Annotated in this window: 18 protein-coding genes; 13 read left to right on the plus strand and 5 right to left on the minus strand. The window is 64.7% G+C overall.

The features are described 5' to 3' along the window. Positions 1-306 precede the first annotated feature (306 nt). The 10 genes from pstS to rnt all read left to right on the plus strand — a co-directional run bounded on the left by pstS (position 307) and on the right by rnt (position 8,632). Positions 307-1,395, plus strand: a complete 1,089-nt coding sequence (gene pstS, locus ACVOLS_RS09325; RefSeq protein ID WP_481545414.1) for a phosphate ABC transporter substrate-binding protein PstS — start codon at positions 307-309, stop codon at positions 1,393-1,395. A gap of 146 nt (positions 1,396-1,541) precedes the next feature. Then, entirely contained in the window at positions 1,542-2,513 is a 972-nt protein-coding gene (pstC, locus tag ACVOLS_RS09330) for a phosphate ABC transporter permease subunit PstC (RefSeq protein WP_481545415.1), read from the plus strand. Continuing rightward, positions 2,513-3,376 carry a phosphate ABC transporter permease PstA gene (gene pstA / locus ACVOLS_RS09335; RefSeq protein WP_481537657.1) on the plus strand — a complete coding sequence of 288 codons (864 nt, stop codon included), beginning with the start codon at positions 2,513-2,515 and terminating at the stop codon, positions 3,374-3,376. The genes pstC and pstA overlap by 1 nt, the downstream gene beginning before the upstream one ends. A gap of 31 nt (positions 3,377-3,407) precedes the next feature. Then, complete coding sequence (gene pstB, locus ACVOLS_RS09340) at positions 3,408-4,238, plus strand: phosphate ABC transporter ATP-binding protein PstB (protein WP_481545416.1); 831 nt, start codon at positions 3,408-3,410, stop codon at positions 4,236-4,238. Between the two features lie 155 nt (positions 4,239-4,393). Continuing rightward, entirely contained in the window at positions 4,394-5,101 is a 708-nt protein-coding gene (gene phoU / locus ACVOLS_RS09345; protein ID WP_481545417.1) for a phosphate signaling complex protein PhoU, read from the plus strand. A gap of 204 nt (positions 5,102-5,305) precedes the next feature. Continuing rightward, positions 5,306-5,698, plus strand: a complete 393-nt coding sequence (locus ACVOLS_RS09350; RefSeq protein WP_481545418.1) for an RcnB family protein — start codon at positions 5,306-5,308, stop codon at positions 5,696-5,698. Between the two features lie 138 nt (positions 5,699-5,836). Next, positions 5,837-6,202: an HvfA family oxazolone/thioamide-modified RiPP metallophore gene (locus ACVOLS_RS09355; RefSeq protein WP_481545419.1), complete on the plus strand. Its 366-nt coding sequence runs from the start codon at positions 5,837-5,839 to the stop codon at positions 6,200-6,202. Between the two features lie 22 nt (positions 6,203-6,224). After that, a complete protein-coding gene (locus ACVOLS_RS09360; protein ID WP_481545420.1) occupies positions 6,225-7,043 on the plus strand; it encodes an HvfB family MNIO-type RiPP peptide maturase in 819 nt (272 codons plus the stop codon). Continuing rightward, positions 7,036-7,803 carry an HvfC family RiPP maturation protein gene (locus ACVOLS_RS09365; RefSeq protein WP_481545421.1) on the plus strand — a complete coding sequence of 256 codons (768 nt, stop codon included), beginning with the start codon at positions 7,036-7,038 and terminating at the stop codon, positions 7,801-7,803. Before ACVOLS_RS09360 ends, ACVOLS_RS09365 begins: the two co-directional genes overlap by 8 nt. Before the next feature lie 184 nt (positions 7,804-7,987). After that, positions 7,988-8,632: a ribonuclease T gene (rnt, locus tag ACVOLS_RS09370; protein WP_481545422.1), complete on the plus strand. Its 645-nt coding sequence runs from the start codon at positions 7,988-7,990 to the stop codon at positions 8,630-8,632. A 12-nt stretch (positions 8,633-8,644) separates the two neighbouring features. Here the strand turns inward: rnt and ACVOLS_RS09375 are convergent, their stop codons facing one another. The 3 genes from ACVOLS_RS09375 to ACVOLS_RS09385 form a co-directional block, all read right to left on the minus strand. Further along, positions 8,645-9,394, minus strand: a complete 750-nt coding sequence (locus tag ACVOLS_RS09375; protein WP_481545423.1) for a GGDEF domain-containing protein — start codon at positions 9,392-9,394, stop codon at positions 8,645-8,647. Between the two features lie 620 nt (positions 9,395-10,014). Beyond that, a complete protein-coding gene (locus tag ACVOLS_RS09380; protein WP_481545424.1) occupies positions 10,015-11,424 on the minus strand; it encodes an ATP-binding protein in 1,410 nt (469 codons plus the stop codon). Then, the gene (locus ACVOLS_RS09385) at positions 11,421-12,131 is read right to left on the minus strand and encodes a response regulator (RefSeq protein ID WP_303750045.1); all 711 of its coding nucleotides are present in this window, start codon (positions 12,129-12,131) and stop codon (positions 11,421-11,423) included. The genes ACVOLS_RS09380 and ACVOLS_RS09385 overlap by 4 nt, the downstream gene beginning before the upstream one ends. Positions 12,132-12,305: 174 nt before the next feature. Between ACVOLS_RS09385 and ACVOLS_RS09390 the strand changes: the two genes are divergently transcribed. From ACVOLS_RS09390 to ACVOLS_RS09400, 3 genes are read left to right on the plus strand one after another with little or no spacing between them, the layout of a single operon-like run. Beyond that, positions 12,306-13,688, plus strand: coding sequence for an efflux RND transporter periplasmic adaptor subunit (locus tag ACVOLS_RS09390; protein WP_481545468.1), 1,383 nt, complete (start codon positions 12,306-12,308; stop codon positions 13,686-13,688). Then, a complete protein-coding gene (locus tag ACVOLS_RS09395; protein WP_481545425.1) occupies positions 13,685-15,637 on the plus strand; it encodes a MacB family efflux pump subunit in 1,953 nt (650 codons plus the stop codon). Before ACVOLS_RS09390 ends, ACVOLS_RS09395 begins: the two co-directional genes overlap by 4 nt. Before the next feature lie 8 nt (positions 15,638-15,645). Beyond that, positions 15,646-17,073 (plus strand): efflux transporter outer membrane subunit, encoded by a 1,428-nt coding sequence (locus ACVOLS_RS09400; protein ID WP_481545426.1) that lies wholly within the window; start codon positions 15,646-15,648, stop codon positions 17,071-17,073. 170 nt (positions 17,074-17,243) lie between these two features. On the opposite strand, the gene ACVOLS_RS09405 is transcribed toward ACVOLS_RS09400, so the two are convergent. Beyond that, complete coding sequence (locus ACVOLS_RS09405) at positions 17,244-18,434, minus strand: DmpA family aminopeptidase (protein WP_481545427.1); 1,191 nt, start codon at positions 18,432-18,434, stop codon at positions 17,244-17,246. Positions 18,435-18,442: 8 nt separating this feature from the next. After that, positions 18,443-19,186 (minus strand): 23S rRNA (guanosine(2251)-2'-O)-methyltransferase RlmB, encoded by a 744-nt coding sequence (gene rlmB, locus ACVOLS_RS09410; RefSeq protein ID WP_296252531.1) that lies wholly within the window; start codon positions 19,184-19,186, stop codon positions 18,443-18,445. Positions 19,187-19,292 lie beyond the last annotated feature (106 nt).

The following is a 19,292-nucleotide window of genomic DNA, read 5'->3' on the forward strand; positions in this document are numbered from 1 at the left end:
TGCCGAGCATGGCTCGGCACTACAGTCGGACACTGCCGGGACCGCCCCCTTTGTAGAGCCGAGCCATGCTCGGCTGAAGCTTTACCGGGAAAGCCACTTGCCGAGCATGGCTCGGCACTACGGTCGGAGATTGCCGGGGAAGGCCCCTTGGATCCGGCCAAATACCATGCAGGCTCCGTGCCGTTGCCATTGATTCTGTGAGCTTTTTCAGATTTTTTTCACGATGTAATCAGGCTGTAACAAAAACATCATTTCATAGCCGCATCCGCCGACACCGTCGGCAATTACCCCACTATGGAGTGACGCATGAAGCTGCACACGACCGGTCTTGCCGCCCTTTCGCTGGCCATCGCCCTGGGCCTGTCGGCCTGTGGTGACAAGGGCAACCAGGCCGCTTCCGGCCCCGACGCTGCTGGTGCCTCCGCGGCAGCCGCCGGTGACAAGGTCGCCGTCGAGATCTCCGGCGCCGGCGCATCGTTCATCTTCCCGCTGGTGTCCAAATGGTCGGCCGACTACAACACCGCCACCGGCGCCAAGATCAATTACCAGTCGATCGGCTCGGGCGGCGGTATCGCCCAGATCAAGGCCGGCACGGTCGACTTCGGCTCCTCCGACAAGCCGCTCTCCACTGAAGAACTGGCACAGGCTGGCCTGGGCCAGTTCCCGTCGGCAATCGGCGGCGTGGTGCCGGTGGTCAACCTGGAAGGCCTGCAGCCGGGCCAGCTGCGCCTGAGCGGCACCCTGCTGGCTGACATATTCCTGGGCAAGATCAAGACCTGGAACGACAAGGCAATCGCCGATGCCAACCCGGGCGTGACCCTGCCGGATACCAAGATCACCTTGGTGCACCGTTCGGACGGTTCGGGCACCACCTTCAACTTCTCCAACTACCTGTCCAAGGTCAGCGGCGAGTGGAAGGACAAGGTTGGCGAAGGCACCTCGGTGCAGTGGCCGGACGGCGTCGGTGGCAAGGGCAACGAAGGCGTTGCCTCCTACGTGCAGCAGATCAAGGGCTCGGTCGGTTACGTCGAATTGGCCTACGCACTGCAGAACAACATGCCGTATGCCTCGATGCAGAACGCCGCTGGCAGCTGGGTACAGCCGACCGCCGAGACCTTTGCCGCCGCTGCTGCCAGCGCCGACTGGGCCAACGCCAAGGACTTCAACCTGGTGATCACCAACGCACCGGGCGCCAATGCATGGCCGATCACTGCCACCAACTTCATGCTGATGCACAAGCAGCCGAAGGATGCCAAGCGCAGCGCCGATACCCGCGCGTTCTTCAAATGGGCCTTCGAGAATGGCCAGGCCCAGGCCAACGAGCTGCACTACGTGCCGCTGCCGGCCGAGCTGGTCACCCAGATCGAAGCGTACTGGGCTGCCGAGTTCAAGTGACGTAGTGAGGCGGGCGCATCGCAGGTGCACCCGCCTCTGTCATACCGTCATCCCCGCGCAGGCGGGGGTCACGACCTCGAAGAATTGAATTCCCCGACCTCGGGAACAGAAACACCACCGCATCCTCCTGGGCCCCTGCCGCTGCCATGAATGCCATTGCACCGTCCCTAGCTTCTTCGCCCACTTCGCGCGACCTGCGTGACGCCCGCAACGAGCGTCTTTTCCGCTGGTTCCTGGTCGCCACCGTCGTCTTCGTCCTGGTCGCCCTGGCCGGCGCCGCACTGTCCATGCTCTGGGGCGGCCGCCACGCGCTGCAGGAGCAGGGCCTGAGCTTCTTCTACTCCTCCGAGTGGAATCCGGTCGAGAACAAGTTCGGTGCACTGGCACCGATCTACGGCACCATCGTCACCGCACTGATCGCGATGTTGATCGCGGTGCCGGTGAGTTTCGGCATCGCCTTCTTCCTGACCGAAGTGGCACCGCGCTGGCTACGTGGCCCGGTCGGCACCGCCATCGAGCTGCTGGCCGGCATTCCGTCCATCATCTACGGCATGTGGGGCCTGTTCGTGCTGGTGCCGGTGATGACCGAGTACGTCACCCCGTTCCTCAATGATCACATCGGCCCACTGCCGGTGATCGGTGCCTTGTTCCGCGGCCCACCACTGGGCATCGGCATGCTCACCGCCGGCTTTGTGCTGGCGATCATGGTCATCCCCTTCATCTCCTCGGTGATGCGTGAAGTCTTCCTCACCGTTCCCACCCGCCTGAAGGAATCGGCCTACGCGCTGGGTTCGACCAAGTGGGAAGTGAGCTGGGACATCGTGCTGCCTTACACCCGCTCTGCTGTCATCGGCGGCGTGTTCCTTGGCCTCGGCCGTGCGCTCGGCGAAACAATGGCGGTCGCCTTCGTGATCGGCAACAGCGTGCGTCTGACTCCTTCGCTGCTTGAGCCGGGTACTACCATCGCCGCTTTGATCGCCAACGATTTCGGCGAAGCCACTGAAACCTACCGCTCGGCGCTGCTGCTGCTCGGCTTCGTACTGTTCATCGTCACCTTCGTGGTGCTGGCGCTGGCCCGCCTGATGCTGATGCGACTGTCCCGCAAGGAGGGCAACTGATGTCCGCTTCCGCTGATTCGCTGTACCTGCGCCGCCGCGTCGTCAATCTCCTTGCCCTGTTCATGGGCTGCGCGACCGCCTTGTTCGGCCTGTTCTTCCTCGGTTGGATCCTGTGGACACTGCTGTCCAAGGGCCTGCCCGGCATCAACATCAACCTGTTCACCAAGATGACACCGCCGCCAATGCAGGAAGGCGGCCTGCTCAACGCCTTCTTCGGCAGCGCGGTGATGTGTGCGATGGCAATCGGCATCGGCACGCCGCTGGGCGTGGCCGCCGGTACCTGGCTGGCCGAGTACGGCAATGCCCGCAAGGCCGGCACCGTGGTTCGCTTCGTCAACGACATCCTGCTGTCGGCGCCATCGATCGTGCTGGGCCTGTTCGTCTACACGCTGTATGTGATGCAGACCGGCGGTCAGTTCTCGGCCTTCGCAGGCGCCTTGTCGCTGGCCTTCATCGTGCTGCCGGTGGTGATCCGCACCACCGACGAAATGCTGCGTCTGGTACCGGTGCAGATGCGCGAAGCCGCATTGGCACTGGGCGTGCCGCAGTGGAAGGTCATCATGCAGGTGCTGTACCGCAGCGCCATGGCCGGCATCGTCACCGGCATCCTGCTGGCCTTGGCCCGCATCTCCGGCGAAACCGCACCGCTGCTGTTCACTGCCTTCGGCAACCAGTACTGGAACAGCAATGTGATGCAGCCGATGGCATCGGTACCGGTGGTGATGAACCAGTTCGCCGGCAGCCCCTACGAATCCTGGCAGGTGCTGGCCTGGGCAGGTGCCCTGGTGCTGACCGTATTCGTCCTGCTGGTCAGCCTCTCCGCGCGTGGCCTGCTGCTGCGCAACCGCATCTCGAACGACTGAACTTAAACGATTGACTGCCATGGACCTTCCCATGAACGACCTCAGCAACGCCGTACCGATGCAGCGCATCTCCGTGCCCGCCGCCAACCAGTCGCTGCACGCGCCTGCGCCGGTCAAGCTGGCTGCACGCGGCCTGGACTTCTACTACGACAAGTTCCACGCGCTGAAGAGCATCAACCTGGAGATCCCGGAAAAGCGCGTCACCGCGCTGATCGGCCCCTCCGGCTGCGGCAAGTCCACCCTGCTGCGCATCTTCAACCGCATCTACGCGCTGTACCCCAAACTGGAAGCGCGCGGTGAAGTGCTGCTGGACGGCGAGAACATCCTCTCGCCCAAGTACCCGATGAACCGCCTGCGTTCCAAGGTGGGCATGGTGTTCCAGAAGCCGGTGCCGTTCCCGATGACCATCTTCGAGAACGTCGCCTATGGCATCCGCCACCACGAGAAGCTGTCCAAGGCCGACATGGCCGTGCGCGTCGAGCAGGCGCTGCGCCAGGGCGCGCTGTGGGACGAAGTGAAGGACAAGCTCAACCAGAGCGCGCTGGGCCTGTCCGGTGGCCAGCAGCAGCGTCTGTGCATCGCCCGCGCCGTGGCGCTGCGCCCGGACGTGCTGCTGCTCGATGAGCCGACCTCGGCGCTGGACCCGATCTCCACCAGCCGCATCGAGCAACTGGTCGAAGAGCTGAAGAACGATTACACCATCGCCATCGTCACCCACAACATGCAGCAGGCCGCGCGCGTGTCCGACTACACCGCCTTCATGTACCTGGGCGACCTGATCGAACACGACCGCACCGAAACCATCTTCTCCAACCCCTCCAAGCAGCAGACCGAGGATTACATCACCGGTCGCTTCGGCTGAGGCTGGCGCAGGCGGACCGTGCAAGGGTCCGCCGCCCGCTGGACGCCTGGCCAAGGATGGCCGGGCCGCACTCCGAAGCCAGATGTACGCCATGGATGGCAACGCAGCTACCGAACGAATGCAGTCCCACCCGAACCGTCTCCAGCGAGCATTCCATGAATCTTCCCAACGACCACATCGTCAAGAGCTATGACGAAGAACAGCAGCGACTGGTAACCGAGATCGTGCGCATGGGCGAAATGTCCGTTGCGCAGCTCGAGGCCGCGCTGGACGTGATCGAGCGCCGCGACGAGAAGGCCGCGCAGCGCATCGTCGCCAACGACGAAGCCATCGACCAGCTCGAGCAGCAGATCAGCCACGACGTGATGCGCCTGGCCCTGCGTGGGCCGATGGCCCGTGACCTGCGCGAGATCCTCGCTGGCCTGCGCATCCCCGCCGACATCGAGCGCATCGGTGACTATGCCGCCAACGTCGCCAAGCGCTCTATCGCCTTGGCAGCGGTGCCGCCGCTGCCGCAGATCCAGGGCGTCCGCGCACTGGGCCGGCTCGCCGCGCAGCAGGTACGCCGCGCGATGGAAGCCTATCGCGACAACGATGCCGAAGCCGCGCTGAAGCTGCGTGCCGACGATGCGCGCCTGGATGCACAGTACACCGCGCTGTTCCGCGAGCTGCTGACCTACATGATGGAAGACCCGCGCAACATCACCCCGTGTACGCACCTGCTGTTCATGGCCAAGAACCTGGAACGCATCGGCGACCACGCCACCAACATCGCCGAGAACGTGTGGTTCCTGGTACACGGCGACGCACCGCTGCCGCCGCGCGAGAAGCACGACGAAACCAGCACCATCGATCACGCCTGATCGATTCTTGCAAAGCCGCTGCGCACACACGCAGCGGCCACAACGCCACCTGTCCATATCGGCCCGCCGCACCTCGTCGCGGCGGGCCGATACAGACCGGTACAAAGCGATACACCGCGACTGGCATTTTTAATCACGCATTCACGCAAATTTTCCGAGCATGGACTCGTCCGCAGCACTCCCGCCGCGCACTGAGGAATTGCCATGAAGCGTATCGCTGCCACCCTGCTGAGCCTGTCCCTGCTGGCCTCCGGTGCCGCCTTTGCCGGCCCCACGCAGGATCGTGACCGTGACGACAGCCGTCACGACAAGTCGGCCCATGCGTCTGTACCGCACACCCAACGCCACGGCAACAGCACTCCTGCGCCGGCCGCGCATAACGGAGCGCGCCATGCGTCCAACAACAGCGCGCACCATGCTCCACGCAAGGGCGAGCGCCTGGCGCAGAACCAGCGCGGCAACCGCGTCGCCGATTACAACCGGCACGGCCTGCACAAGCCCGGCCGTGGCAACGAATGGCGCAAGGTCGATGACCGCTATGTACTGATCGCGGTCGCCACCGGGCTCATCATCGATATCGTCAGCGGTCATCGTTGATCGCCATCGCCAGCTGAATCGACACGGGCCCCAAGCGGGCCCGTTGTCATTCCAACGATGGCAAGGTGACGCCGTTGGCACCGAGCGCTTGCTAAGCTCCAGCCTCCCCCCGGCCCTACCACTACCGGAGACACTCCAATGGCCATCGACATCCGCAAGCCCGCCTCCCTCGCCCTCGGCGCTGCCCTGCTCGGCGGCATGGCGGCACCTGCCTTTGCCATGACCGACCTGGCCCAGGGCTACGCGCTCGGCGCCAGCGTCCAGACCCCGCCAACCGCTGAAGCGCAGGCCACTACCGCTACCGAACAGAACGCCGACGCTGCCGCCAAGCAGAAGGCCGAAGGCAAATGCGGCGAAGGCAAGTGCGGCGAAGGCAAGTGCGGCGCCGACAAGGACAAGCCAAAGACCGACGCTACCAAGGCTGAAGGCGAAGCGGCTGCCACATCGGACAAAGCAAAGGCCGAAGGCAAGTGCGGTGAGGGCAAGTGTGGCGGTAAGCACTGATCCCAACGCAACAAGCCAGCGCTTGCCCGCCCAGGCCAGCGCTGGCCTGGGCTTGCGGCGCTCGCTGCTGGACGCCTTGGCGGCTGCACCGGCTGGCGCATTCGATTTTCTCGAATGCGCTCCGGATAACTGGATCGATGTCGGCGGCAGTTTGGGCGAAGCCCTCTTTGCACTGTCCCAGCGCCACCCGCTCAGCTGCCATGGGCTGTCACTGTCGCTGGGTGGCCCCGCCCCGCTGGATGTGGAATTCCTTGCACGCACGCGGCGCTTCCTCGACCAGCACCAGGTCGCGCTGTACAGCGAGCACCTGAGCTGGTGCACGGATGACGGCCATCTCTACGAGCTGCTGCCGCTGCCGTTCACCACCGAAGCCGTGCACCATGTTGCCGCGCGCATCCGCCAGACCCAGGACATACTGGGCCGTCGCATCGCCGTGGAAAATGCCTCCTACTACGCTGTACCTGCGGCGGACATGGACGAGGCCGAGTTCATCAACGCGGTGCTCGACGAGGCCGATTGCGACCTGCTGCTGGACGTGAACAACGTCTATGTAAATGCCATTAACCACGGCTACGACGCCCGCGCATTTCTGGCACGGCTGCCCTCGCAGCGCATTGTCAGCTACCACGTAGCCGGTCATCACGACGAAGCCGAAGATCTGAAGATCGACACCCATGGCATGCCGGTCAAGGGCGATGTCTGGGCCTTGCTGGCCGACACCTACGCCATGCATGGCGTGCGCCCCACCCTGCTCGAGCGCGACTTCAACTTCCCGCCATTGCCCGAGTTGCTGGAAGAACTGACGCGTATCCGTCAATTGCAGCAGGCCGCTCATGGCTGAGTCCCTGCGCGAACTACAGATGCGCTTTGCCGCACACCTGCGTGATCCGTTGCAACAGCCTGCTCCCGCTGGTATCGATGACACGCGCATGCAGGTGTATCGCGAGCTGTACTTCAACAATATCCAGAGTCTGCTGGCCGCCAATTTCCCGGTTATCACGCGTACGGTGGGTGAGTCACGCTGGGAACAACTGGTGCGCGATTTCTGTCGCGAGCACCGTGCGCATACACCGCTGTTCCCGGAGATCGGTCAGGAGTTCATTGCCTTTCTGGACAATCGATCCGCCGATCCGCAAGCACCTTGGTTGCTGGAACTGGCGCATTACGAATGGATCGAGCTGGCGCTGAAGATCAATGATGAGCCGGCGCCTGCGCATGATCCTGATGGTGACCTGCTGACCGGCAGCCCGGTCTGTTCGCCCCGGTGTCGGGCGCTGGCTTACCAGTGGCCGGTGCATAGGATTGGTCTGGATTATCAGCCCGATGAGCCGTCGCTACAGCCGACTTTGCTGCTGGCGCGCCGCGAGGCTGATAGCGCCATCGTGTTCTCCGAGCTTTCGCCGATGCTGTACCGCTTGTTGGAAAGGCTGGAGCAGCTTCCCGATCTCAGTGGGCTTGAGCAGCTGTGGGAGTTGGCCGTTGAAGCGGGTACGGAAGCTGATGAGGCTTTCATCAGCACAGGCGCAGCGATGCTGCAGCAATTGCGGGACAAGGGCTGTCTGCTGGGCAGCTTGGCCCCCTCCCTTGCGCCGAAGGCATAGGTGAAGCTTGGGGAGGGGTTGGCTTTCGGCATTACCGGGAATGCCCTTGTAGAGCCGAGCCATGCTCGACTGAGGCTCTACCGGTAAAGCCGCTGCCGAGCATGGCTCGGCACTACGGGTGCCCCACAGCGCTTACCGCCCCTTGCTGACACGGCCACTTGACCCGCTCTGCTACCCTATTGCGATGAACGAATTTGCTGAACCCTCGGTCCCCCGCCCTGCTTTCACGCCGATGGCGCAACGCTTCCGTGGCTTCCTGCCGGTGGTGGTGGACGTGGAAACAGGCGGCTTTGACTGTAATCGCCATGCCCTGCTCGAGATCGCCGCCGTGCCGGTGGAGATGGACGAGAACGGCCTGCTCTACCCGGGCCAGACCGCCAGCGCGCATGTGATTCCGGCCGAAGGCACCGAAATCGACCCCAAATCGCTGGAAGTCACCGGCATCGTGCTCGACCACCCGTTCCGCCTGGCCAAGCCCGAGCGCGATGCCTTGGAGCACGTGTTCGCGCCGGTGCGTGCGGCGATGAAGAAGTACAACTGCCAGCGCGCGATCCTGGTCGGCCACAACGCGCACTTCGACCTGAATTTCGTCAATGCCACCGTCGCCCGCAGCGGCCACAAGCGCAACCCGTTCCATCCTTTCAGCGTGTTCGACACGGTGACCTTGGCCGGCGTGGCCTATGGCCAGACCGTGCTCGCCCGCTCGGTGCAGGCGGCTGGTTTTGAATGGGACGCGAGCGAGGCGCACAGCGCGGTGTATGACACCGAGCAGACCGCACGCCTGTTCTGCAAGATCGTCAACGCTTGGCCGACCGCGCCCAGCCGCTGAGCTGCAGCGTGCTCAGGCCGCGCAGGTTCTTGCGCGGCCTTCCTTCTTCGCCTGGGCCAGTGCGTTCTTGGCACGCTGGTAGAACAGCACCGGCGCCTGATCGTCTTCGCCCAGCTGCACAACGCCAGCGCTGAAACTGACCTTGATGTCACCGGCCTCATGACCGCCCCACTCGGCGTACTGGCCAAACAGACGCTGCAGGCGCTGGCAGGCAATCTCAGCCTCGGGCAGCGCGGTGTCGGCAAGCAGCACGGCGAATTCCTTGTTGCCCAGCCGTGCCGGCATGTCCGAGGCACGCAGGCTGCGGCGCATCAGATCGCCTACTTCGCACAGCACCAGATCGCCGACTGCACGCGACCACTCGGCATTGATCTGCTTGAGGTGATCGATGCTCAGCACCACCAGGCTCAGCGAGCGCCCAGTACGACGTGCTGCCGCCATGTCACGCGCCAGCACGTCATCGAATGCGCGGCGGTTGGGCAGGCCACTGAGATCATCTTCATTGGCCAGTCGCTCGAATGCGTCGGCCTGCTCGCGCAGTTTGTGCTCGAGCTCGGCTTTCTCCAGCAACGCCGCTTCCAGTCGGCCGTTCTGCTGGTGCAGCTGATCCGATCGCGCCTGTTCCTGGGCAGCCAGTTGTAGTGCTTGCCCGCGCTGCTGCTTGAGCTGAATCGCCAGCCACAGCACGACCAGCAGCAACAGTACGCACAGGCCAGCGAGCACGCCGGGGAGCGGCAATACCGCCACCTGCGGGGCTGGCAAAGACGCCTTCGCAGCGCCTTGCGCGCAAGCGGGTACGGTGGCAGCTGCTGCGATCAACAACAGCGCTGACTGGCGTAGACCTGCAAAGACATTCGCCCTGCCCCACCGCGCGCGCAGTCCCTCGCTCGACCGGGTGATCGGATTGTTCCCTGCTGCCATCGTTCGTGCCCCAAGCTGATCTGGGGATACTAGCAAACCGCCGGGTTTCTGCAGGAACCAAAACCGGCTCCCGTCCGGGATTTTCGCTGGAGTGTGATTGTCAGCGTGAAGGATTGTCGAGCTGATGCCCCCAAAGCTGCAGCGACAGCGTTTGTAGGAGCGGCGTCAGCCGCGAAGCTGGGGTTCTGCCAGATTGCAGCTGTGGCTTCCGGCGCTTGAGATGCCAAAGGTGGTTTGCCTGTGGTGGCGCCGGGAAGATCTGTGGCTGCGCGGCTTACGCCGCTCCTACAAAGCCCAGCAATTTCGGCCCGCTCGCTTCTGTAGGAGCGGCGTCAGCCGCGAAGCTGGGGTTCTGCCAGATTGCGGCCGCAGCTTTCTGCACTTGATAGGCCGATGGTGGTTTGCTTGTGGTGGCTCCGGTGAAGTCTGTGGCTTCGCGGCTTACGCCGCTCCTACAAACATCACCGGTCTTGGCTGTTGGCTGGCCACTGCGGTGCTTCCCAGCGAACGATGGCTTCCAGGCCACCTTGCGGGTGGTTGCGCAGGACCAGGCTTGCACCATCCTTCTCAGCCAGTGCGCGGGCGATGGTCAGGCCCAGGCCGGCACCACCGGTTTCGCGTGAGCGCGAGGTCTCCAGGCGCAGGAATGGGGTGAACACCGCTTCCAGCTCATCCTCGGCCAAGCCCGGCCCGCTGTCGCGCACCCGCACCTCCACGGCAGCCCCGTCGCGGCGTGCGCTTACATGCGCGGCACGACCATACTTCACCGCGTTGTCGACCAGATTGGAAAACAAGCGCCGCATCGCCAGCGGGCGCAGCATCAACACGGCGCCGCTGCCTTGCTCCAGCACCGCTTCGTGACCGGATTCAGCGGCGTCCTCGACCACGCTTTCCAGCAGTGAATCCAGATCCAGCGCCGCGCGTTGTTCGGCACTCTCGGCGCTGCGCGCGAGCTCCAGACCTTCACGGATCAAGGCCTGCATCGCAGCGAGGTCGCCAATCAGGCGCTCGCGCAGCTGTTCGTCCTGCACGTTCTCCAGACGCAACCGCAACCGGGTCGATGGCGTCTGCAGATCATGGGTGATCGCCGCCAGCATCTGCGTGCGCTCGCCAAGATGCCGCTGCAGACGCAGCTGCATGGCATTGAACGCCTCGGCGGCGCGCTGCACTTCCAGCGGTCCGGACACCGGCAGCGGTGCGCGCTGCAGGTCATGGCCGAGTTCGGTGGCGTGGGTCGCCAAGCGTTGCAGCGGCGAACTGGCGATACGTGCAACCAGATAAGCCAACAGGCCGATCGCCAGCGCCATCAGCGACAGGAACCACGGATCGAATGCCGACGCCGAGCGCCGTGCCATCGCCGGGTACTCCAGCGCCAACCTCAGCGGCGTGCCGTCGCTGAGCTTCAACTCAACCAGCCGGCAACGTGGCGGAGTGAACGCCGGGTCGCGCTCGCGCCGGTGCGAGGGACGCTGCCCGCGTTCGGGCGGCGGCAGGAATTCCGGCAATGGCGGCATGCAGGCACGGAAGCTGCTGGCACGTACCTGTGCACCGGCAAGTGCGCCACCGCGTGCGGCCAACACATCCATCAGCGCCTGATCAATGTCCCCGGTACGGACTTCGCCTTTGACCTCCCGCACATTGGGCCCGCCAACGGCCAGCAGGCGGCTGCGCAGCTCCGGGTTGCCGTCCAGCAGATTGACGAAGCCCTGCAGGCGATCGGCGATGCGGGCAAGGTTCTGCCGCTCGAACTCCTGCTGGCGACGGCTCTCGGCCAGCAGCGTCGCGCCTATCGCCGCCACCATCATGCCGACCAGCAGGATGACGAACAGCCGCCCGGCCATCGATGACAGGAACAGGCGCAGCCGCTTCATTCCAGGGTCACCGCACTGGCGAACACATAGCCCTCGTTGCGCACGGTCTTGATCAACCCGTCAGCGCCGCCGGCATCGGTCAGCTTCTGCCGCAGGCGGCTGATCTGCAGATCGATGGCGCGGTCCTGTGATTCGTAGTTGCGGCCGCTGCTCAGCGACACCAGTTGCTCGCGCGACAACACCTTGTTGGCATGTGCCACCAGCACCCGCAGCAGGCGGAACTCGGCACCGGACAGCATCACCACCCGTTTGGCCGGGTCGATCAGGTGACGGTGCTCGAGGTCGAACACCCAACCGGAGAACAACGCCCGGCGCATTGCCAGCGGCTCCATGTTGGCCGGCAAGGCCTCGGTCCGGCGCAGCACGTTGCGGATACGTGCCAGCAGCTCGCGTGGCTCGAATGGCTTGGCCAGATAATCGTCGGCGCCCATTTCCAGCCCCAGCACGCGATCAATCGGCTCGCTGCGCGCGGTCAGCATGATCACCGGCGTGGTCGAACGCACGCGCAGCTCGCGGCAGAGCGCCAGGCCGTCTTCGCGCGGCAGGTTCAAGTCCAGCACGATCAGATCGATGTGCTCGCGCGCCAATACCTGGCGCATCTCGTTTCCATCGGCCGCCGTGCTCACGGCATAGCCAGCCCGGCCCAGTTGCTCGGCCAGCAGGCTGCGGATGTCACTGTCGTCGTCTACCACCAACAAGCGGTGCATGGTCTGTATGTCCGTCATGGCGCCATGATCCACGCTAGCGGATCGTCATGTGTACACGCCGATGTGTCTGCGTGTATCCAGCGCCGGGCTTGATACACAACGATACATGGGAGCCTGAACAGGATACATGCCGACACATAACGAGCGTTGAGCCACACGGTCGCGCTGGCGACACTGGGTCCCGACGCCGCCACCGCGGCCAATGAGTGTCCAACCACCGTGAAGCTGCTGCCCTCCTCCCGCCGCAACCGCATCCTGCTTGCCGTCGCCATCGTCGCCTTGATCGCCGGCGGCATCTACTGGACCACGCGCAAGCCCGCCGCACCGTCACTGGCAACCTCGCCGGTCAGTCGTGGTGACCTGGAACAGACCGTCGATGCCACCGGCGTCATCGATGCCTACAAGCTGGTCAGCGTCGGTGCGCAGGCCTCTGGCCAGATCAAGCTGCTCACGGTGCAACTGGGTGATGTGGTCAAGCAAGGCGACCTGATCGCCGAGATCGACTCGGTTACCCAGGAAAACAGCCTGAAGAACGCCGAAGCGGCGCTGGAGAACATCCGCGCCCAGCGCGCGGTGCAGACCGCCTCGCTGAAGGAATCCGAGCTGGCCTTCGCCCGCCAGAAGGAGATGCTGGCGGCCGAAGCCACCTCACGCGCCGACTACGAGTCGGCCGAGGCCAACCTGGCCAGCACCCGTGCGCAGATCCGGGCGCTCGATGCGCAGATCCGCCAGCGCGAAACCGAACTGGGCACCGCACAGGCCAACCTCGGTTATACCCGCATCACCGCGCCCATCGATGGCACCGTGGTCGCGGTGGTTGCCGAAGAAGGCCGTACGGTCAACGCCAACCAGTCCGCGCCGACCATCGTCAAGCTGGCACGACTCGATCTGGTCACCGTGAATGCCGAGATCTCCGAAGCCGACGTGGTCAAGGTCAAGCCCGGCATGCCGGTGTACTTCACCATCCTCGGCAACCCGGACCACAAGTACGAAGCCAAGCTGCGCACGGTGAACCCGGCGCCGGCCTCGATCAGCACCGACAGCACCACCTCCAGCAGCTCATCCTCGTCCAGCTCCAGCACCGCCGTGTACTACAACGCACTGTTCGACGTCGAGAACCCGGACGGCACGCTGCGCATCGACATGACCGCGCAGGTCTCGGTGATGCTGGCGCAGGCCAAGGATGCGCTGTTGATCCCCACCGTCGCGCTCGGCCCCAAGGTGCCGGAAGCCGGCCGCGGCCCCGGCGCGAACGCCGCCAATGGCGAGCAGCGCGCCGCCCGCAGCAAGCAGGAAGGCCAGCGCCAGCAGCGTCGCAAGCCGGATGCCGCCGCACTGGCCAAGAGCAACAGCTACGTGGTCCGCGTGGTCAACAAGGACGGCCAGCCGGAGCCGCGTACGATCAAGGTCGGCCTCAACAACGGCTCCAACGTCGAAGTGCTGGAAGGCCTGAAGGAAGGCGAGCTGGTGGTGGTCGGCGAAGTCAGCGCCGGCGAGAAATCCAGCAGCAACCAGCGCGGTCCGATGGGCCCGATGATGGGTGGTCCGCGCCGATGAGCCAGCCGCTGCTGCAACTGCGCGACCTGCGTCGCGAGTTCCCGGCCGGCGAGGAAACCATCGCCGTGCTCAAGGACGTCAACCTCGACATCCATGCCGGCGAGATGGTCGCCATCGTTGGCCAGTCCGGTTCGGGCAAGTCGACGCTGATGAACATCCTCGGCTGCCTGGACCGCCCCACCGTGGGCTCGTACAAAGTGGCCGGGCGCGAAACCGGGCGCATGCAGCCGGACGAACTGGCCGAGCTGCGCCGCGAACATTTCGGCTTCATTTTCCAGCGCTATCACCTGCTGGGTGATCTGGACGCACGCGGCAACGTCGAAGTGCCGGCAATCTACGCCGGCACCCCGCACGAGGCACGGCGCGAACGGGCCGAAGCCCTGCTTACCCGCCTGGGCCTGAGCGACCGCATGGGCCACAAGCCTGGCCAGCTGTCCGGCGGCCAACAACAGCGCGTGTCCATCGCGCGTGCGCTGATGAACGGTGGCGAGGTGATCCTGGCCGACGAACCCACCGGCGCGCTGGACAGCGCATCCGGCGAGGAAGTGATGAACATCCTCGGCGAGCTGCATGCCGAAGGCCAGACCATCATCATCGTCACCCACGACATGCACGTGGCCGAGCACGCCCAGCGCATCATCGAGATCCGCGACGGCGAGATCATCGCCGACCGTCGCAACGACAAGGTGCCGGCACTGCAGACCCAGCAGCGGGCCGAGCCGGTGCGCACCGGCGGCAGCGCTTTCCAGGCTGCCCGCGATCGCTTCGTCGAAGCCTTCCGCATGGCCTTGCTGGCAATGAACGCGCACCGCCTGCGCACCTTCCTGACCATGCTCGGCATCATCATCGGTATTGCCTCGGTGGTGTCGGTGGTGGCGATGGGCAATGGCTCGCAGCAGCAGATCCTGCAGAACATCTCCTCGCTGGGCACCAATACCATCGACGTGTATCCGGGTCGCGGCTTCGGCGACATGCGCTCCGGGCGCGTCCAGACGCTGAAAAGCAGCGATGCCGAGGCACTGGCCACGCAGAGCTACATCGACAGCGTTACCCCCAGCGTGTCCAGCTCGGTGACCGCGCGGGTCGGCAACAAGGCTGCCTCTGCGCAGGTGGCCGGCATCGGCGACCAGTACTTCCGGGTCAAGGGCATGACCCTGGTCAGCGGCCGCTACTTCGACGAAAGCGAGGTCAAGGGCCTGGCGCAGGTGGTGGTGATCGACGAGAACACGCGCACCCAGTTGTTCGGCACTGACGACCCGCTTGGCAAGGTAGTACTGCTGGGCAATGTGCCGGCGCGGGTGATCGGCATTGCCAAGCGCCAGTCGATGGGCTTTGGCGGCAGCACCAACCTCAACGTCTGGGTGCCCTACACCACGGTGATGGCACGCATGATTGGGCAGAGCTACCTGAGCAGCATCACCCTGCGGATCAAGGACGACACGCCGATGGATGCCGCGCAGTCGGCGATCACCAAGCTGTTGACGCTGCGCCACGGCACCGAGGATTTCTTCCTCAGCAATACCGCCGAGATCCGCGAAACCATCGAGTCCACCACCAAGACCATGACCCTGCTGATCGGCGCCATCGCCGCGATTGCATTGGTGGTTGGCGGCATCGGCGTGATGAACATCATGCTGGTATCGGTGACCGAGCGTACCCGCGAGATCGGCGTGCGCATGGCGGTAGGTGCGCGGCAAAGTGATATCCGCCAGCAGTTCCTGATCGAAGCGGTGCTGGTCTGCCTGCTTGGCGGCGTGCTTGGCATCGCGCTGGCGCTGTCCATCGGCTGGGCCTTCCAGACCTTTGGTGCCAGCTTCACCCTACTGTTCTCCACCGGCTCGATCATTGCCGCCTTCGCCTGCTCGACCCTGATCGGTGTGGCGTTCGGCTTCCTGCCGGCCCGCAATGCCGCCCAGCTCGACCCGGTCGAGGCCTTGGCCCGCGAATGAAGATGACCATGAAATCACTGCGTCCCCTGCTGCTCTCCGCCGCCCTGACCGCCGCCTTGGTCGGCTGCGCCACCACGCCCAGCGCCGACTCTGCCGCCGACCTGCGCGTGCCCACTGTCTACGGCCGTGGTGATGCCGCCGCCAATGCGCCGGTGCAGGCCATCGAGCACGAAGTGACCGCACCGGTTGCCGATGTACATGCCGATGCCTGGTGGCAAGGCTTCGCCGATCCGAACCTGGACCAGCTGATCGAACGCGTGCTGGCCAGCAACACCGACATGGCCTCGGCCGGCTTGAAGCTGGAACGTGCCCGCGCCCAGGCTGGCTTGGCCAGCGCCGACCTGTGGCCGCAAGCCAGCGGCTCGGTCAGCGCAAACAGCAGCCGCAGCATCGACAGCAGCGACGACTGGTCGCGCAACAACAACGCCAGCGTATCGCTGGGTTGGGAGCTGGACCTGTGGGGCAAGCTGCGCGGCCAGCGCGACATCGCTCAGTGGGAAGCGCAGGCGACCTCGCAGGATCTGCAGAGCACTGTGCTCACTCTTGTCGGCCAGAGCACCGAGCTGTACTGGCAGTTGGGTTACCTCAATCAAGCCATCGCCACCGGCCAGGCCAATCTTGAGCGTCTGCAGCGCACCGCTTCCCTGGTGCAGACCCAGTTCGACGCCGGCGGCGTATCGCGGCTGGAAGTGCGCCAGGCACAGCAGAACATCGAGAGCCAGAAAGCTGCGCAATCGCAGCTGGAGCAACAACGGGTGGAAACCCGCAATGCGCTGACTGTGCTGCTCGATGGCCAGCCTTGGCCACTGGCAAGTGAGCCACAGAATCTGGACGTTGCGCAGAGCCCAGCCTTGGTCGAAGGCATGCCGGCCGAGTTGCTGGCACGCCGGCCAGACCTGCGCGCTGCCGAGCTGCGCCTGCGGCAGTCGTTGAAGAGCATCAAGGTGACGGCTACCAGCTATTACCCGAGTCTGAGCCTGAGTGGTTCGGTAGGCAGTTCCGCAACTTCGCTGGGTGATGTGCTGACCAACCCGGTGGCGACACTGGGTGCTGGCCTGAGCCTGCCGTTCCTGAAGTTCCGGCAGATGCAGCTGGATATCAAGTCGTCGGATCTTTCCTACCAGATCGCCGCCAATGATTTCCGTCGCACGCTGTATACCGCGCTGTCAGAAGTGGACAACGCTTTGTCGGCGCGCACGCGTCTGGCTGAGCAGGTTGCTGCGGCGCAGGCTTCATATGACGAAGCGGTGGAGATCGCGCGTTTGTACGAGGTGCGGTATCGCGCTGGTGCTACGGATCTGCGTACATGGCTGGAAGCGGAGCAGACCCGCCGCAACGCTGAGTTGTCGCTGGCGCAGACCAAGCGCAGCCAGCTGGTCAATGATGTGACGCTGTACAAGGCGCTGGGTGGTGGGGCGGTGGTGATGAACCAGTAAACCGGCTTGAGCCCCTCTCCCGCCTGCGGGAGAGGGGTTGGGGTGAGGGGAAGCTTCTAGCAAAGCAAAGTCAAAAGCTCCCCTCATCCGGCGCTTCACGCCACCTTCTCCCGCAGGCGGGAGAAGGGCTTGCGTCCGACATTGCTGCGATCTGCAACACCCCGCGCGACCTACCGCTCCTGCTGCCCCACCCCATGCCGCTGCAAAACCTCCCGCACCTTGTCCAGCGGAATAGCCTCCACCGTCTGCCCATTACCACTCACCGTGGTCGCCATGAACAAATCGTTGTAAACCGACTCTTCCACCGCATCGACGCTGGCCTGGAACACCGCGCTCATCTGCTCGTTGGCCAACTCAGTGGTCTGCAGCTGCGCCGCATCGAACCCACGACGCACCGATTCGGCCGTTGAAAATGCCAGTACATAGTCGCCACTGCCGTTGGATGCCGAACTACCCGTACGCCCCAACCCCATCATCCCGCGCGAGGCCAAGCGCCGCAGGTTGCGATCCGACAAGGGCGCGTCGGTCGCCACCACGATGATCACCGAACCATCGCCGCGATCATCGGCAAGTCCACGCACATTGCCCTGCGCAGCCACAGCATTCTGGAACGCATAACGGTCCAGCTCGCGCCCAACCGGTGCGCCTTCCACCTGCAGCACGCCGCCGAAGTTGGCCTGCACCAGCACACCCACGGTCCAGCCGCCAAGGCTCTCGGGCAGCTTGCGCGATGAGGTACCAATACCGCCCTTCCAGCCGAATGCCACCGTGCCGGTGCCAGCGCCGACGCTGCCTTCCTGCACCGGTCCGCTCTTGGCGGTTTCCAAAGCCTGGCGCACCGCATCAGCCGTGACCGGCCGTGCCCGGATGTCATTGAGGCCGCCGTCATTGGTCTCGCCCACGACCACATTGAGCGAACGCACCTGCTGCATGTCCGGCTGCGCCAGCATCCAATCGGCCATCGCATCGGCCGCCTTCCACACACATAGCGTGCAGGTCAGCAGGATCGGGGTTTCCAGTTCGCCCAGTTCGTTGACCTGGGTGCTGCCGATGAATTTGCCGAAGCCATTACCGACATGCAACGCCGCCGGTACCCGCGAACGATAGGTATTGCCGGGATGCGGCAGGATCGCAGTGACACCGGTGCGCACCGTGTTGCCGGTACTCAGCGTCACTTGACCCACACGCACGCCGGCCACGTCGGTGATCGCGTTGTTGCTGCCGGGACTGAAGATGCCGGGCGCGACGCCCAGATCACGTGCGCGTACGCGCGGTGCGTCCTGGGCGGCGGCGCTCAGGACGCAAAGCCCCGCCAGCGCCACAGTCAATCGGAGGAAAAGACGATGCGGCGTGCGGGGCATGGTGTTCCTTACAGGCGTTGGCGGACTGCCTCGAACAATGCCACACCCGTGGCCACCGATACATTGAGGCTCTCAACGTCGCCCGGCATCGGGATGCGCACCAACTGGTCGCAGGTCTCGCGGGTCAGGCGGCGCATGCCGTCGGCTTCGCCGCCCATCACCAGCGCCACGTTGCCGCGCAGGTCGAGCTTGTGGATGGTGGTGTCCGATTCGCCAGCCAGGCCGTACACCCACACGCCCAGCTTCTGCATGTCCTTGATGCAACGAACCAGATTGGTCACCGACACCACCGGGATGCTGTCGGCCGCGCCGGCGCTGACCTTGCGCACGGTCGCATTGACCGGGGCGCTCTTGTCCTTGGGGATCACCACGGCGGTGACGCCAGCGGCGGCAGCACTGCGCAGGCAGGCGCCGAGGTTGTGCGGGTCCTGCACCTCGTCCAGCACCAGCACCAGCGCCTTGCCTTCGGCCGCTTCGATCAGGCCCTTGAGCTCGTTCTCGTCCCACAGCTTGGGCGCGGCATAGCGCGCGACCACGCCCTGGTGGCGGACCTGGCCGGCCACGCCGCCCAGCGCCTGGGCGTTGACCTTGCGCACGTCGATGCCCTTGCGCAGGGCTTCTTCCTCGATTTCAACCAGGCGCGGGTTCTTGGCGCCGGCCTCGATCAGGACCTCGCGGACGTTTTCGGGGTCTTTCTCGATCGACGAAGCAACGGCATTGACGCCGACGATCCACTGGTTCTGCTTGCTCATGGGCGTCACATGGGGACTTCTGGGGGTGGCAATGGTAGGCCGATTCGGCCCGGCCCGCAGCTGCCACCGGCCTGCGGGGGGCGGAAAAGGCGGCCTTCGCTACTGC

The organism is Stenotrophomonas sp. STEN038 (assembly GCF_056759895.1).

Excerpts from the sequence above, each read along its gene's own strand:
- ACVOLS_RS09380 (WP_481545424.1), bottom strand. The coding sequence starts at position 11,424 with ATGAAGCGGCTGCGCCTGTTCCTGTCATCGATGGCCGGGCGGCTGTTC.
- pstC (WP_481545415.1), top strand. The coding sequence starts at position 1,542 with ATGAATGCCATTGCACCGTCCCTAGCTTCTTCGCCCACTTCGCGCGAC.
- pstB (WP_481545416.1), top strand. The coding sequence starts at position 3,408 with ATGAACGACCTCAGCAACGCCGTACCGATGCAGCGCATCTCCGTGCCC.
- rnt (WP_481545422.1), top strand. The coding sequence starts at position 7,988 with ATGAACGAATTTGCTGAACCCTCGGTCCCCCGCCCTGCTTTCACGCCG.
- ACVOLS_RS09400 (WP_481545426.1), top strand. The coding sequence starts at position 15,646 with ATGAAATCACTGCGTCCCCTGCTGCTCTCCGCCGCCCTGACCGCCGCC.
- rlmB (WP_296252531.1), bottom strand. The coding sequence starts at position 19,186 with ATGAGCAAGCAGAACCAGTGGATCGTCGGCGTCAATGCCGTTGCTTCG.
- ACVOLS_RS09385 (WP_303750045.1), bottom strand. The coding sequence starts at position 12,131 with ATGCACCGCTTGTTGGTGGTAGACGACGACAGTGACATCCGCAGCCTG.
- ACVOLS_RS09350 (WP_481545418.1), top strand. The coding sequence starts at position 5,306 with ATGAAGCGTATCGCTGCCACCCTGCTGAGCCTGTCCCTGCTGGCCTCC.
- ACVOLS_RS09395 (WP_481545425.1), top strand. The coding sequence starts at position 13,685 with ATGAGCCAGCCGCTGCTGCAACTGCGCGACCTGCGTCGCGAGTTCCCG.
- pstA (WP_481537657.1), top strand. The coding sequence starts at position 2,513 with ATGTCCGCTTCCGCTGATTCGCTGTACCTGCGCCGCCGCGTCGTCAAT.
- phoU (WP_481545417.1), top strand. The coding sequence starts at position 4,394 with ATGAATCTTCCCAACGACCACATCGTCAAGAGCTATGACGAAGAACAG.
- pstS (WP_481545414.1), top strand. The coding sequence starts at position 307 with ATGAAGCTGCACACGACCGGTCTTGCCGCCCTTTCGCTGGCCATCGCC.
- ACVOLS_RS09365 (WP_481545421.1), top strand. The coding sequence starts at position 7,036 with ATGGCTGAGTCCCTGCGCGAACTACAGATGCGCTTTGCCGCACACCTG.
- ACVOLS_RS09405 (WP_481545427.1), bottom strand. The coding sequence starts at position 18,434 with ATGCCCCGCACGCCGCATCGTCTTTTCCTCCGATTGACTGTGGCGCTG.
- ACVOLS_RS09355 (WP_481545419.1), top strand. The coding sequence starts at position 5,837 with ATGGCCATCGACATCCGCAAGCCCGCCTCCCTCGCCCTCGGCGCTGCC.